Source organism: Bacillus sp. D48C, assembly GCF_053345735.1.
The window spans coordinates 42589-55542 of record NZ_JBKFAQ010000016.1 but is presented as its reverse complement, the minus strand read 5'-3'; the positions used below and the strand labels follow the sequence as shown (position 1 = coordinate 55542).

Annotated in this window: 18 protein-coding genes and 1 riboswitch; of the genes, 12 read left to right on the top strand and 6 right to left on the bottom strand. The window is 34.9% G+C overall.

Features of this window, described 5'->3' with window-relative positions; genetic code table 11:
- Nucleotides 1-97: 97 nt before the first annotated feature.
- Nucleotides 98-958: a GNAT family N-acetyltransferase gene (locus ACLBXA_RS26465; protein WP_000571020.1), complete on the top strand. Its 861-nt coding sequence runs from the start codon at nucleotides 98-100 to the stop codon at nucleotides 956-958.
- 42 nt (nucleotides 959-1000) lie between these two features.
- Here the strand turns inward: ACLBXA_RS26465 and ACLBXA_RS26460 are convergent, their stop codons facing one another.
- Nucleotides 1001-1561 carry a cysteine hydrolase family protein gene (locus ACLBXA_RS26460; protein WP_000806312.1) on the bottom strand — a complete coding sequence of 187 codons (561 nt, stop codon included), beginning with the start codon at nucleotides 1559-1561 and terminating at the stop codon, nucleotides 1001-1003.
- Between the two features lie 182 nt (nucleotides 1562-1743).
- On the opposite strand from ACLBXA_RS26460, the gene ACLBXA_RS26455 reads away from it, so the two are divergent.
- Complete coding sequence (locus ACLBXA_RS26455; RefSeq protein WP_001195212.1) at nucleotides 1744-2004, top strand: DUF6123 family protein; 261 nt, start codon at nucleotides 1744-1746, stop codon at nucleotides 2002-2004.
- 2 nt (nucleotides 2005-2006) lie between these two features.
- On the opposite strand, the gene ACLBXA_RS26450 is transcribed toward ACLBXA_RS26455, so the two are convergent.
- From ACLBXA_RS26450 to ACLBXA_RS26440, 3 genes are all read right to left on the bottom strand, one after another.
- Nucleotides 2007-2912, bottom strand: a complete 906-nt coding sequence (locus tag ACLBXA_RS26450; RefSeq protein WP_000711161.1) for a DMT family transporter — start codon at nucleotides 2910-2912, stop codon at nucleotides 2007-2009.
- 13 nt (nucleotides 2913-2925) lie between these two features.
- On the bottom strand, nucleotides 2926-3312 hold the full coding sequence (locus ACLBXA_RS26445) for a reverse transcriptase-like protein (RefSeq protein ID WP_000573877.1): 387 nt from the start codon (nucleotides 3310-3312) through the stop codon (nucleotides 2926-2928).
- 69 nt (nucleotides 3313-3381) lie between these two features.
- Entirely contained in the window at nucleotides 3382-4254 is an 873-nt protein-coding gene (locus tag ACLBXA_RS26440; protein ID WP_044783879.1) for an aldose 1-epimerase family protein, read from the bottom strand.
- A 132-nt stretch (nucleotides 4255-4386) separates the two neighbouring features.
- Nucleotides 4387-4431: riboswitch (PreQ1 riboswitch) on the top strand.
- A 6-nt stretch (nucleotides 4432-4437) separates the two neighbouring features.
- Here ACLBXA_RS26440 and ACLBXA_RS26435 point away from each other — a divergent pair.
- The 3 genes from ACLBXA_RS26435 to ACLBXA_RS26425 all read left to right on the top strand — a co-directional run bounded on the left by ACLBXA_RS26435 (nucleotide 4438) and on the right by ACLBXA_RS26425 (nucleotide 5923).
- A complete protein-coding gene (locus ACLBXA_RS26435) occupies nucleotides 4438-4923 on the top strand; it encodes a QueT transporter family protein (RefSeq protein WP_001026475.1) in 486 nt (161 codons plus the stop codon).
- Between the two features lie 151 nt (nucleotides 4924-5074).
- A complete protein-coding gene (locus ACLBXA_RS26430; RefSeq protein WP_044783880.1) occupies nucleotides 5075-5734 on the top strand; it encodes a ribonuclease H family protein in 660 nt (219 codons plus the stop codon).
- Between the two features lie 12 nt (nucleotides 5735-5746).
- Nucleotides 5747-5923 (top strand): zinc-finger domain-containing protein, encoded by a 177-nt coding sequence (locus tag ACLBXA_RS26425; RefSeq protein WP_000358801.1) that lies wholly within the window; start codon nucleotides 5747-5749, stop codon nucleotides 5921-5923.
- A gap of 33 nt (nucleotides 5924-5956) precedes the next feature.
- Here ACLBXA_RS26425 and ACLBXA_RS26420 read toward each other — a convergent pair whose 3' ends face one another.
- Both ACLBXA_RS26420 and cspB read right to left on the bottom strand, forming a co-directional pair.
- Nucleotides 5957-6205 carry a DUF2564 family protein gene (locus ACLBXA_RS26420; protein ID WP_000534400.1) on the bottom strand — a complete coding sequence of 83 codons (249 nt, stop codon included), beginning with the start codon at nucleotides 6203-6205 and terminating at the stop codon, nucleotides 5957-5959.
- A gap of 119 nt (nucleotides 6206-6324) precedes the next feature.
- Nucleotides 6325-6522 (bottom strand): cold shock-like protein CspB, encoded by a 198-nt coding sequence (cspB, locus tag ACLBXA_RS26415; protein WP_001161731.1) that lies wholly within the window; start codon nucleotides 6520-6522, stop codon nucleotides 6325-6327.
- A gap of 262 nt (nucleotides 6523-6784) precedes the next feature.
- Between cspB and ACLBXA_RS26410 the strand changes: the two genes are divergently transcribed.
- The 7 genes from ACLBXA_RS26410 to ACLBXA_RS26380 all read left to right on the top strand — a co-directional run bounded on the left by ACLBXA_RS26410 (nucleotide 6785) and on the right by ACLBXA_RS26380 (nucleotide 12951).
- A complete protein-coding gene (locus tag ACLBXA_RS26410) occupies nucleotides 6785-7513 on the top strand; it encodes a YqcI/YcgG family protein (protein ID WP_001082150.1) in 729 nt (242 codons plus the stop codon).
- Nucleotides 7514-7527: 14 nt separating this feature from the next.
- Nucleotides 7528-8271 carry a LysE family transporter gene (locus ACLBXA_RS26405; RefSeq protein WP_001196842.1) on the top strand — a complete coding sequence of 248 codons (744 nt, stop codon included), beginning with the start codon at nucleotides 7528-7530 and terminating at the stop codon, nucleotides 8269-8271.
- 19 nt (nucleotides 8272-8290) lie between these two features.
- On the top strand, nucleotides 8291-8584 hold the full coding sequence (locus ACLBXA_RS26400) for a hypothetical protein (RefSeq protein ID WP_000286367.1): 294 nt from the start codon (nucleotides 8291-8293) through the stop codon (nucleotides 8582-8584).
- Between the two features lie 78 nt (nucleotides 8585-8662).
- Entirely contained in the window at nucleotides 8663-9292 is a 630-nt protein-coding gene (locus tag ACLBXA_RS26395) for a sterol desaturase family protein (protein ID WP_000755405.1), read from the top strand.
- A gap of 223 nt (nucleotides 9293-9515) precedes the next feature.
- Nucleotides 9516-9857 carry a DUF485 domain-containing protein gene (locus ACLBXA_RS26390; RefSeq protein WP_000817366.1) on the top strand — a complete coding sequence of 114 codons (342 nt, stop codon included), beginning with the start codon at nucleotides 9516-9518 and terminating at the stop codon, nucleotides 9855-9857.
- Nucleotides 9858-9859: 2 nt separating this feature from the next.
- Entirely contained in the window at nucleotides 9860-11410 is a 1551-nt protein-coding gene (locus ACLBXA_RS26385) for a solute symporter family protein (RefSeq protein WP_001098235.1), read from the top strand.
- Between the two features lie 191 nt (nucleotides 11411-11601).
- Nucleotides 11602-12951, top strand: a complete 1350-nt coding sequence (locus tag ACLBXA_RS26380; RefSeq protein WP_447617593.1) for an aminotransferase — start codon at nucleotides 11602-11604, stop codon at nucleotides 12949-12951.
- Nucleotides 12952-12954 lie beyond the last annotated feature (3 nt).

Below are 12954 nucleotides of genomic sequence, written 5' to 3'. Positions count from 1 at the left end.
CTTGGTCAAAATAACATATGTGTGTGACAAATAAAGGGAAACATGTACAAGTTGATTTAGTAATAATGATTTAAATGTCTAGATAAGGGGATGGAGTATGATTGAATTGGAAATTAGGGTGGAGCGTCTTAGGAAAGAACAAATAGGCGATATTGTAGCGTTATCTTCTTATATTGGCTGGGATTATAACAGAGAAGAAATTGAAGCAGTTTTTAACTCAGGTATTGTATACGGCGTCTGGAATGAGAGAAAGGAACTTATTGCTAGCGCAGCAATTATATTATACGGGGAGGCGTTGGCATCTATTGGAATGGTAATTGTACATCCAGATTATAAGGGGAGAGGGATTGGAAAGATGATAACGAATTCATGTATGAATAGCGTATCAGCTCAAACTCCATGTATGCTTATTGCTACGGATGAAGGGAAGCCCTTATATGAAACATTAGGATTTAGGGTAGTAAGCTATGTTTCTAAATATATTTGTAACTCGTACAATGCGAATCATAAATGTGCAGAAAATGAAGAATATATGATGGTTTATAAAGAGAGTGATTTAGAAGGAATAATAAAAATAGATAAAGGCGCATTTGGGACAAGCCGAAACGAGTTTTTAAAACAAAGAATTATGCAAAGTGAGCAGTGTGTCGTTGTAAAGGATACGAAAGAAAATGTAGTAGGATACGGTATAAGTATACAAACGCCAGAAAATAAAATAATAGGACCAGTCGTTGCTAAAAATAATGCGATGGCGATGAGAATGGTACATGATTTAGCAAGAGGGCATAATGGAAAATTAAGAATGGATGTACCAGAAGGAAAGAACGATTTCATGAAAGAATTAGAGATTGCTGGTTTTAAAAAGGTGAATACACCACCAATTATGATGAAAAATAGTAATCGGTTAATAAAAAGAAATAGTGAACTATATAGTATTGCAGCACAAATTTTTGGATAAAGAAAGAATCCTTTTAAATGAAGGATTCTTTTTTGAGCTAATTTAATCACGATATTGGTCATGAGTTGGCTGAAAGAGGTCTTCCTCGATATCTCTCACCATAGAAAAATGATCAACGTTATAATGACCGTGTAAAGTTTTATTGTGATGAGCAATAATTTGCTCTGCAGATAATACGTTAGAATCAGTTGTGGAATGACCGTTTTTAATTAATGTAACATCAAATCCTTGTACAGTCGCAGTTCTAACTGCGGTGTCGATACAATGCTCTGTTTTACATCCACCGATAACGATATGGCCAATTTTCTCTTCTTTTAAAAGTTCAAGTAAAGAAGTGCCGTAGAATGAATTGGTTGCTGCTTTATTAATAAAGATTGCAGACTGAGGTACTTGAATTTGATTATGTACTTCAAATCCTTCTCCGCTGCCAGAAGCAACATCGATATCTCTTACGAAAACAATAAGAGCATTGGAATCTATTGCTTTCTGCATGGCTGTATTTAGTGTAGATAATAGCTCGATTTTACGAAAAACTTCATTTTCTTGCTCATTTCCATCAATTAATTCTTGTTGAGCGTCGATAATTAATAGTGCTTGTTTCATCGTGTCTCCCCTTTAATATGAAATAAGTTCCACTGTACATATTCCTTCAGATTGTTAGGAAATCCTCCATTGCAAGCGAATTAGAAGAGCGATTTACAAAGTTGTCAAAGAAATTTCATTCTCATAGCGTGTAAAAACATGTATGATAGGAGATGGAGAATTTTTGAGTAGGTGGGAATAACATGCAAACAGTAGAAGATTATCTTTCATTCTTACATACGAAAGGATTTAAATTATCAGAGGAAGCACAAGGGTTTATTATGTTCGGACAAGGATATACTGGTGCGTCTGATGGGATTGTGAACGCAGCAATAGAAGCGACAATTAAACATCAATTGCAGTTTGATGGTAGTTATTTCGTTGCGTTATTAGAACGATTGAAAGAGGAAGAAATTACAGATAAAAAAAGCGCTAAGGCTTTTATGCGGAAGTTACAAGCATAACTTCACGCAGCCTGCGCTTCTTTTTTTGTTTTGGAAGGCCATTCAACAAAAATCATGCCCAGGAAAATACATAGACATCCGATAATAGCAGAAATAGAAAGTTGTTCATTTGCAACGAGAACGCCTGTTAATGCAGCAAAAACGGGTTCCATTGCGAAAATAATTGCTACTCTCGTTGGAGAAGTGTGCTTTTGGGCCGATGTTTGAATGAAAAAAGCAATAGATGTTGCAAACAGGGCAGTTAGAAAGAGTGCGAATAAAAAAGATTGATTCGTCCATAGTGATACTGAAAATAATTTTTCCCAATCTTCAAACAAAAAAGCGCAAATAGAAGAAAATATACCAACAGCTAATACTTGAGATGTGCTTAATAATAAAGGTGATATTTTCTTAGAAAAGAAGCCGTTAATAAGAATATGGGCAGCGAAAGCGATTGCACAACCGAGAACAAGTATATCTCCTATATTTAATTGGAAAGAATCAGCAGCTGTTAATAAGTATAAACCTGCTGTTGCTACAGCAATACCAAGTACGATAAAAATGGTAGCTTTTTGTTTTAAAAAGATAAAAGACAAAATTGGTACCATAACGATACTAAGCCCTGTTAAGAAACCTGCTTTTGAAGAAGTTGTATAAAGTAAGCCAAATGTTTGTAATACATAGCCAACACATAAAAAGAACCCAACGATTAATCCAGCGAGGCTACTCTGTTTTATATCTTGTTTTGAAGTGTTTTTTGAGAAAATCATTTGAACGAATAATAAAATAATTCCAGCGAATAAAAAGCGAATACCATTAAAGGTAAATGGACCAACGAAAGACATAGCATTTTGAACGACAACAAACGTAGCTCCCCAAATAAAAGAGACAAATAATAAAGCAAGAGGAGCAATCCAATCTTTTTTCACACTCATACCCCCGTTAATTTTGTAATATAGCTTTTCTAGCTAATTCATCAGCTACTTTATTTTGACTACTTGGAATCCACTTAATAAAAAAGAGATCGAAGTTTTTTATGTACTGTAGTGCTTCATCTAAAAGAGGTGCAAATATTTTATTTTTTGCGTATTCCTTTTCAACAGCCCGTTCGACAAGCTGGGAATCTGTACGAAAAGAGACAGTGCTATAATTATGCTCGATGCAATATTTTAATGCTAGAAGTAAAGCGCGGTATTCTGCTTCATGATTGGACATTGTTCCAAGTGGTAATGATAATTGTACAGGTGGTTGAACGCCTTTAATAAACACTCCTGCACCAGAAGGACCAGGATTTCCTTTTGATGCACCATCAATATATACTTCAATCAAAATGAGAAACCTCCAAATTATAAGGTTATCCCCTACTTAAATATTTTTTTGAAGTAGGGGATAGAGTAGTTATCCGATTGTGATGCTGTAACGACATGTAAATGTTTCATTCGCTTGTAAAGATTGAATTCCCTTTTTGTCCTTGAAATCTTTTGCTGGATTTACTTCATCAGCGATTCCATACCAAGGTTCAATACATAAGAAAGGTGCGTTATCCCCTGGTGTCCATACGCCGACAAATGGGAAGCCATCAAATTCTACTTTTACAAATTTATTATGTTTATGAGAACGAATCGAAATTTCATTCGTATTCATATTTTCAAAAATAAGCGCATCATTTTTGAATAAATCATATGTAAGTGGCAATTCAGTTGTATTTTCAGCGATTAATTGCTTTTTGTTTGAAAGGTAAGGTCCTTCTAATACGCTTGTTTCTAAGCGTTCCGAACCATTAAACGATAAGTGATAATCTGTAAATGATTCACCATCCAATAAAGGGAAGTTGAATCCAGGATGTGCCCCAATTGAGAAGAACATCTCTTTAGAAGTAGGATTGTTTACTTCATATGTTACATGAACGCCTTGTCCTTCTAGCTCATAAGAAACGAGTAATTCGAATTCGTATGGGTATTTTTTTAACGTTTCTTCATTATTAGTAACGATATAAGTGATCTTTGTTTCACTTTGTTCTTTCACAGAGAAAGTAAGATCACGAGCGAAACCGTGTTGTGTTAATGAATATGGTTTACCGTCTACGTAGTATGTATTATCTACTAATCGGCCGACAATTGGGAACAAAATTGGTGCGCGACGTCCCCAATATGTAGAATCACCTTGCCATAAATATTCTGTGTTGTCTTCTTTTAAGCGAACGCTTTGTAATTCTGCACCTTTGTCAGAAATGGAAACGATCACTTTTTCATTTTGGATTGTTGCTATCATGAAGTGAAACCTCCTAAATCTTTCATATGTTTCATTATACGTTGTCTAAAAGAAAAAAGGTAGTTCATGATAGGAATCTATTGACGAAAGAGGGGCTACCACGTAAAATGTAATCTTGTTGCTAAAAAAAAGAATAACGTGGTTCGAAACCATCCCACGTAAAAAAACTAAGGAGATTTTGTCATGAATATTAGAACTTTAGTCGGCAATGGTATTTTAGCGGCATTATATATTGCTGTTTCTATGCTTATTCAGCCATTTGGCTTTACGAATGTACAATTTCGTATTTCAGAGATGTTTAATCATCTCGTTGTATTTAACAAGAAAGCAATTTACGGAATTGTATTAGGTGTATTTTTAACGAATCTCTTTTTCTCACCTATGATCGCTTATGATTTAGTATTTGGAGTAGGGCAATCTATTCTTGCATTAGTTGCAACGATTATTTCTATGCGATTTATTAAAGGTGTTTGGGCTCGTATGATTTTTAATACGGTTATCTTTACGATTACAATGTTTATGATTGCAATTGAACTTCATCTTGCATTGGGTTTACCATTTATGTTGTCTTGGTTAACATGTGCAGTCGGTGAATTTGTTGTAATGGCCATTGGTATGCCTGTAATGTACTGGATTAATAAGCGAGTACAATTTGAAAGATTTATGTAATAGATGAAAGAGCTATTCCTATAGGGATAGCTCTTTTTGTATGTAATCATATTGAATATAATGCTGTGACTCTAGATAAAATATAATAAAATAAAGTGAGGCTTTCATTAGCTGGCTACATATAAGAAGTCTTATATAAGGGGAATCTAGTATGAAATATAAAATTCATTGGTTGTATAAAACGAAGCGAGGATTGCAGACGGAATTAACAACAGATTATATGAACATAGAAGAAATACTTCAATTTGCAGAGGATTTTGAGAAAACAGGAAGAGCTAAGGAACTTTTATTTTACGATGAAATGGATGCAGAATGGTCATTAAAGGAAATGAAAAAACTGAGTAAACAAGTAGAGGAAGAGCCCCAAGAAATACTCATTTATTTTGATGGGGGGTATGATGTGCAAACGAAAGAAGCTGGCGTTGGTATATGTGTGTACTATAAAAAAGGAAATACAAACTACCGCATTCGCCGCAATGCATATATAGAAGGTATAGATGATAATAATGAAGCGGAATATGCATCACTATTATACGGTATGAATATACTCGAGGAATTAGGGATTAAATATGAAGCAGTTACACTTCGCGGAGATTCTCAAGTTGTATTGCAGCAATTGGCGGGAGAATGGCCTTGTTATGATGAGCATTTAAACCATTATTTAGATCAAATTGAACAAAAGGCGAAGCAAATGAAATTAAAACTTGTATGTGATCCGATATCTAGAAAACAAAATAAAGAAGCACATCAATTAGCAACGCAAGCATTAGAAGGGACAGTCATTGATAGTCATAAAGAAATAACCGAATAGAGAGGTGCAAAGGTGGATAAAAAGCAACTCATTACAGAGGTAAATGACTTATTAGAAACATATTGTGAAGGATGTTTCTTGCGAGAACATAATCGAAAGACAAATAGTAAATATTATGCACATTCATTTTGTATAAGACAATGTACAGTTGGAGAAACATTGAAAAAGTATGGAGAACAGTTGTCATAAAAAAACATCCAGAGAAAATTCTCTGGATGTTTTTTAGTGCTTTGCTTCGTTTAATTGCTGCTCGCATTTGCTTAGTTTCTTTTCCTCGTTCATTAAAAATGGTTCATCTAAATCTACTGCAACAGATTTCATAATTTCAAGCTGTGAGCGAGCTGCTTCTACTGCAGTAGTGGCATGCTCTAATGTGTCTGGATCCATTGAAATTGTTGCAGAACCTACCATCTTTTGTGCTGTTTCTACACGGAATTTTACTTCTTCAAAATCATTTACTTCTGATCCCATTAATAATTCCTCCTTTGTATAGTGCGCATTTTACATAGTTTTTGCTCTGTAAAACGGAAATATACAAAGGAATAACAAAGAAGGTTACCAAGTAAGGTAACCTCCTGTTATATGTTGGATTAAAGTTTTACTACGTTAGCAGCTTGAGGTCCACGGTTACCTTCAGTAATGTCGAAAGATACTTCTTGACCTTCTTCTAAAGCTTTGTAGCCGTCTCCTTGAATAGCAGAGAAATGTACGAATACATCGTCAGCGCCTTCCATTTCGATAAATCCAAAACCTTTTTCGTTGTTAAACCATTTTACTTTTCCTTGCATGTTACAATTCCTCCTAAAAGCGTTTACTATTTTCATTTAGTGAAATTCATTTGAAGAAATAATATAAACTAAAAATGCTATATTCTTGAATATTCTGCTAAATGATTAATTTAAATATACACGAATTGGGAGAATTTAGTCAAGTAAGCGGTTTTATTTTTTATATTTTTAAATAATTTTCCAATCAAATTTTTAAATAGGTATAGGACAGGCCGAGTATGTAATATTCTTAATTGAATGCTATACATAACGAGGTGAAAGAATGAATAGGTCGTACTTATTAGATAATGAAGGAATGAGAACGAGAACCGACATACCGGATTGGGTTGCAAAAGAATTTGAGATTTTTTCAAGTGTCGTGTTAGAACCAACTTTTCCATGTTATTTCGGTTTAACAGCTTTGAAAAAGAATGAACTTCGTTATTCATTTCTTTCTCATAATGATTGGAGTCATTTGCCGCATACAATGTTATCTTTTTTAGAGTTAATGAAAGAGAGGCCGATTGTAAGAAGGGGCTTTTTCCTTTTTGTAGAACCGGAATGTGAAGAACGATCGCTCGAATATTACCGTGATTCCTTTTGGAAAGTGTTACAGTATTTACATGAAAACGATAATCAAGCATGGCCAAAGCAAATTCCTGAAGATCCAGACCATTATTTATGGGAATTTTCATTTTGTGGTGAGCCAATATTCGCATTTGGAAACGCGCCAGCTTATAAACAGCGAAAAACTAGACATTTAGGGAATTCTCTCGTTATTGGGTTTCAGCCACGCACTATTTTTGATGGATTAGAGGGGGATCGTCCTAAAGGAGCATATTCAAGACAAATGGTCCGTGAGCGAGTTGAAAAGTGGGATCAATTGCCGAAACATCCTAACATTAGTCATTATGGTGACCCAGAGCATCGTGAATGGAAACAATATTTTATAGGAGACGATGTAGAACCAATAAAAGGGAAATGTCCTTTTCTTCATAGGATAGAAAAGTAAGAGCCATCACCTAGATGGCTCTTTTGTATATTTTGGATAAAAAAGGGTATTTTATTATGAAAGCTAGTCTATTTTTTCAAATTACATCATTAACTAGTAGTAAAGAGAGTAGAAAGGATAGAGCGATGATTGGAGCAATTATTCAGCAAATCGTATTAGGTATTTCATTAGCTGCGCCAGTAGGGCCGATTAATATTGAAATGTTAAAACGAGGAATTGAACGTGGGTTTTGGCATGCTTGGGTTGTTGGAATTGGTGGAATGACTGCAGATGTTTTATTTATGCTTCTCATTTATTTCGGTTTATCTTCTGTGTTTATGTATACATATGTACAAGCCTTCATGTATTGCACGGGTTTTTTCTTGTTATTTTATTTAGGATTTCAAAGTGTAAAACAAGGAATTTCCCACTCAAACATGGAATATAAAAAAGAAGAGGTAGGTGGTCTTAAGCAATCGTTTATGGCAGGGTTTTTAATTGCGATATCCAATCCATTAAATCTTGTTTTTTGGTTTGGTATATACGGAAGTACACTTAGCTCATTACTTACGAAGGTAACGAAACAAGAAGCTTTTTTGTACAGTCTTTGCATTATTGCAGGTATTATTTTATGGAATTTAAATATTGCTTTTTCTGTACATTTTGGAAGAACTTTATTAAAACCAAAAGCGCTTGGCTACATAACAGCCGGAGCAGGTATTATTTTAGTAGGTTACTCTATACATTTTGCATACAAAGCTTTACAGTTGTTCACATAAGATTGAAGGGGAGATTTTTATGTATCGAACCACTATTGACGGAAAAGAAATTATAATTACGTTAGCGCCAAAAATCCGAAAAGAAATTACTGATAGAAATCCACTATATGAAGCAGTATTTCATAATGCTGCAAGATTGCTACAAACAAAGCAACCGACGTTTGCAGTAAATCATCAAATATTTGGTCTCATTATTGGAGAAGTGCAAAGAGGAGAAGTAACAGTGTTTGCAGTGGAACATATTATTCCAAAGCAAAATATATTTGGACCAAACAATTTTTTCTCGACAATAGAACAGCAGGCAAATTTGTAAAGTGAATAGAATAAGAATAGAAAAGAAATAGTCGTAACGATATGTTGCGGCTGTTTTTTTGGAAAAGGGGGAAACAAGATGAAGAAAGTGGGGAAAGAGTTCTTTTTACAATATGATATCGTCATTATGTATAGCATTCTATTTATTTTCATTATTATTTTAAAAATGCAATTTTTAACGTGGTTTGGCATGTTAGCATGTATGTTTGGAATTGTTTTCTATACACTGAATGAATATATGACACATCGTTTTTTATTCCATATAAAGCCACCTAAAAACACATTTCTATTAAAAATGTTAAGAAGATTACATTATGATCACCACGTATATCCAGATGATTTAAAACTTTTGTTTTTACCTGTATGGTTTAGTATACCTAGTTTTACTATATATTTACTTATAGCATATGGTATTACAAAAAGTCTTACTATTACACTTTCATTTGGAATCGGAATGATTATTATGCTGCTCGTTTACGAATGGAAACATTATATTGCCCATAGACCGATTCGTCCCGTCACTAAGTTTGGAAGATGGCTAAAAAAACAACATATATTACACCATTATAAAAACGAAAAGTTTTGGTTCGGTGTTTCAAATCCAGTATTCGATTTTATATTTGGAACACTTAAAGACGGAAAAGAGGTTGAGTTAAGCGAAACAGCTCGTAATTTAGAAAAGGAAAAAAAGACAAAAGTAGTGCGTTAAGCACTGCTTTTGTCTTAATGAGGAAAAAATAAGTAAGGTGTCACTTTATGTTGAAAAAGTATATTAAAAATTTAGGGGAAATTGCCGAAAAATGTCTATCAAAAAATCTTTGCATGAATGCACGGATTGTCTACAATAAGTATAAGTTTCTGAATATTTATAAAATTTAGTCTTTAGGTATGCAAGGGGGAAGTGCATTTCAAGTAAGAGAGGGGATCGGTTAATGAAACGAGATGATACGTCAGCACGTAAGTTGCAAAATGAGGTGAATTATACAGAGGTCGTTCAGTCGGAAGAATTTCAATTGTTATTAAATACGAAAAAGAAGTTTATCATTCCAATGAGTATTTTCTTTTTTAGTTTTTTTATCGCATTACCTATTTTAACATCGTATTCAAAGGTGCTCAATACACCTGCATTTGGTGACGTTACATGGGCGTGGGTATTTGCTTTTTCCCAATTTATCATGACATGGGCACTATGTATGATTTATAGCAAAAAAGCAGAATCATTTGATGAAATCTCCCGAAAAATTCTGCAAGATATGCAAAAAGGGAGGGGCTGAACTTGAATACTACTGCGTTTGCACTATTTTTAATTATTGTTCTTGGTACGCTTGTCATAACCTATTTTGCATCGAAAAAAACGAAAAATGCGAGTGAATTTTATACGGCTGGAGGGGGATTAACTGGTTGGCAAAATGGTCTGGCCATTGCTGGAGATTATATGTCTGCTGCTTCATTTCTTGGTATAGCCGGAGCAATCGCATTAACTGGGTTTGATGGATTCTTTTATAGTATCGGTTTTTTAGTTGCTTATTTAGTTGTACTATATCTTGTTGCAGAACCGCTTAGAAATTTAGGAAAGTACACTTTGGCGGATATGATTGCAGCACGCTTTGATGCGAAAAAAGTTCGCGGAGTCGCAGCTCTTAATACGATGACGATTTCTATCTTTTATATGATTGCACAATTAGTTGGCGCGGGTGCACTTATTAAATTATTATTAGGAATTGAATATACGACATCTGTATTAATCGTTGGAACACTTATGACGGTGTATGTTATTTTTGGTGGTATGACAGCAACGAGCTGGGTACAAATTGTAAAGGCTGTATTACTTATGGCTGGTACGTTTATTATTTCTGTTATCGTTTTCGCAAAATTCAACTTCAGCGTGACTGAAATGTTCGCTCAAATGAAAACAGCTACACCATTAAAAGATTCATTTTTAAATCCAGGTGTAAAGTATAAGGATGGTCTTGATACACTTTCTTTAAATTTAGGACTAGTACTTGGTACAGCTGGATTACCACATATACTTGTCCGCTTTTTTACAGTACGTGATGCAAAAACTGCACGTCAATCTGTCGTATATGCGACGTGGTTAATTGGTGCATTTTATATTATGACGATTTTCTTAGGATTTGGTGCGGCGGCTTTTGTAGGAAATGAAGCGATTATTAAAGCGAACCCAGCTGGTAATATGGCGGCACCTTTATTAGCAAAAGCGTTAGGTGGAGATTTCTTATTTGCTTTCGTATCAGCAATTGCTTTTGCAACAATTTTGGCTGTAGTGGCAGGTCTCGTATTAACGGCAGCATCAGCATTCGCTCATGATTTTTATAATGAGATCATTCGCAAAGGGAAATCAACAGAAAAAGAGCAAGTATCTATGGCTCGGTATGCATCTATTGGAGTAGCGATACTATCTATCATACTTGCATTATTTGCCCAAACATTAAACGTAGCATTTTTAGTATCATTAGCATTTGCAGTTGCAGCGAGTGCAAATCTACCAGTGATTTTATTTACAATATATTGGAAGCGTTTTAATACAACGGGTGCTATTTCCGGTATGATTGTAGGGCTCGTATCAGCAATTGTTCTCGTAGCGTTGAGTCCGAATGTTTGGAACCCTGTAGCTGGAAAAGCTATTTTTGTTGGGGAAGCGATATTCCCATATACGACACCAGGAATTATTTCAATTCCGCTCGGATTTCTTGCAGCATATTTAGGAACTGTTTTATCTAGTAAGAAAGAAGATGCAGCGAAATTTGATGAAATTCTTGTGAAATCTAATACTGGTCACGGTATTAGTGATGCGTCTTCACATTAAATAAAAGAGGAGCTTTTCGATAGATAAGAAAAGCTCTTTTTTCTTTTGTCATTTTCTTGTAAATATTACTGATTTGTAAGTAGGATTTGTCTTAATTTTGTGGAATGAAAATAGCAGGGAGAAATTTAAGTCATCATGGCACCAGCGCAGCTTTTTTGAAAAATAAGTTGTTATGGAAGGTGGAAGTAATGATGAAAACGAAGCAAACTGATGAATTATTAGCAAAAGATGAGCAATATGTTTGGCACGGAATGCGTCCCTTTAGTCCAAATAGTACAATGGTAGGGGCAAAAGCTGAAGGGTGCTGGGTTGAAGATATACAAGGAAAAAGATATTTAGATGGTATGAGTGGTCTTTGGTGTGTGAATAGTGGATATGGAAGAAAGGAGCTCGCAGAAGCGGCTTATAAGCAATTACAAACATTATCATACTTTCCGATGTCACAATCTCATGAACCAGCTATAAAGCTTGCTGAAAAGTTAAATGAGTGGCTTGGGGGAGAGTATGTTATTTTTTTCTCAAATAGTGGTTCAGAAGCGAACGAAACAGCTTTTAAAATAGTGAGGCAATACTATGCTCAAAAAGGTGAACCACATCGTTATAAATTTATGTCACGTTATCGCGGGTATCATGGGAATACACTGGCGACAATGGCAGCAACGGGACAAGCGCAGCGTAGATATCAATATGAGCCGTTTGCTTCAGGATTTTTACATGTAACACCACCGGATTGTTACCGTATGCCTGAGATTGAAGGGCAGCATATTTATGATGTAGAATGTGTGAAAGAAGTCGATCGTGTTATGACGTGGGAATTAAGTGAAACAATTGCCGCTTTTATTATGGAACCAATTATTACAGGTGGGGGCATTTTAATGCCACCACAAGACTATATGAAAGCTGTTCATGAGACGTGTCAAAAACACGGTGCCTTGCTTATTAGTGATGAAGTGATTTGCGGCTTCGGTCGTACAGGAAAAGCATTTGGATTTATGAATTATGATGTGAAGCCAGATATTATTACGATGGCAAAAGGCATTACGAGCGCATATTTACCATTATCTGCAACAGCTGTGAAAAAAGAAATATATGAAGCATTTAAAGGGAAGGGAGAATATGAATTTTTCCGCCATATTAATACATTTGGTGGAAATCCAGCAGCTTGTGCATTAGCACTTAAAAATTTAGAGATTATGGAAAATGAAAATTTGATCGAGCGATCTGCACAAATGGGCTCCCTTTTATTAGAGCAACTAAAAGATGAAATTGGAGAACATCCGCTTGTTGGGAATATTAGAGGAAAAGGTCTATTAGTTGGAATCGAACTAGTAAATGATAAAGAGACGAAAGAGCCAATTGATAACGAAAAAATTGCAAGTGTCGTAAATGCTTGTAAAGAAAAGGGCTTAATTATAGGACGCAACGGTATGACAACAGCAGGATATAATAACGTCTTAACATTAGCACCGCCGCTTATTATTTCAAGTGAAGAAATTGCCTTTGTTGTTGGAACGTTGAAGACGGCGATGGAACGTATTTAATAA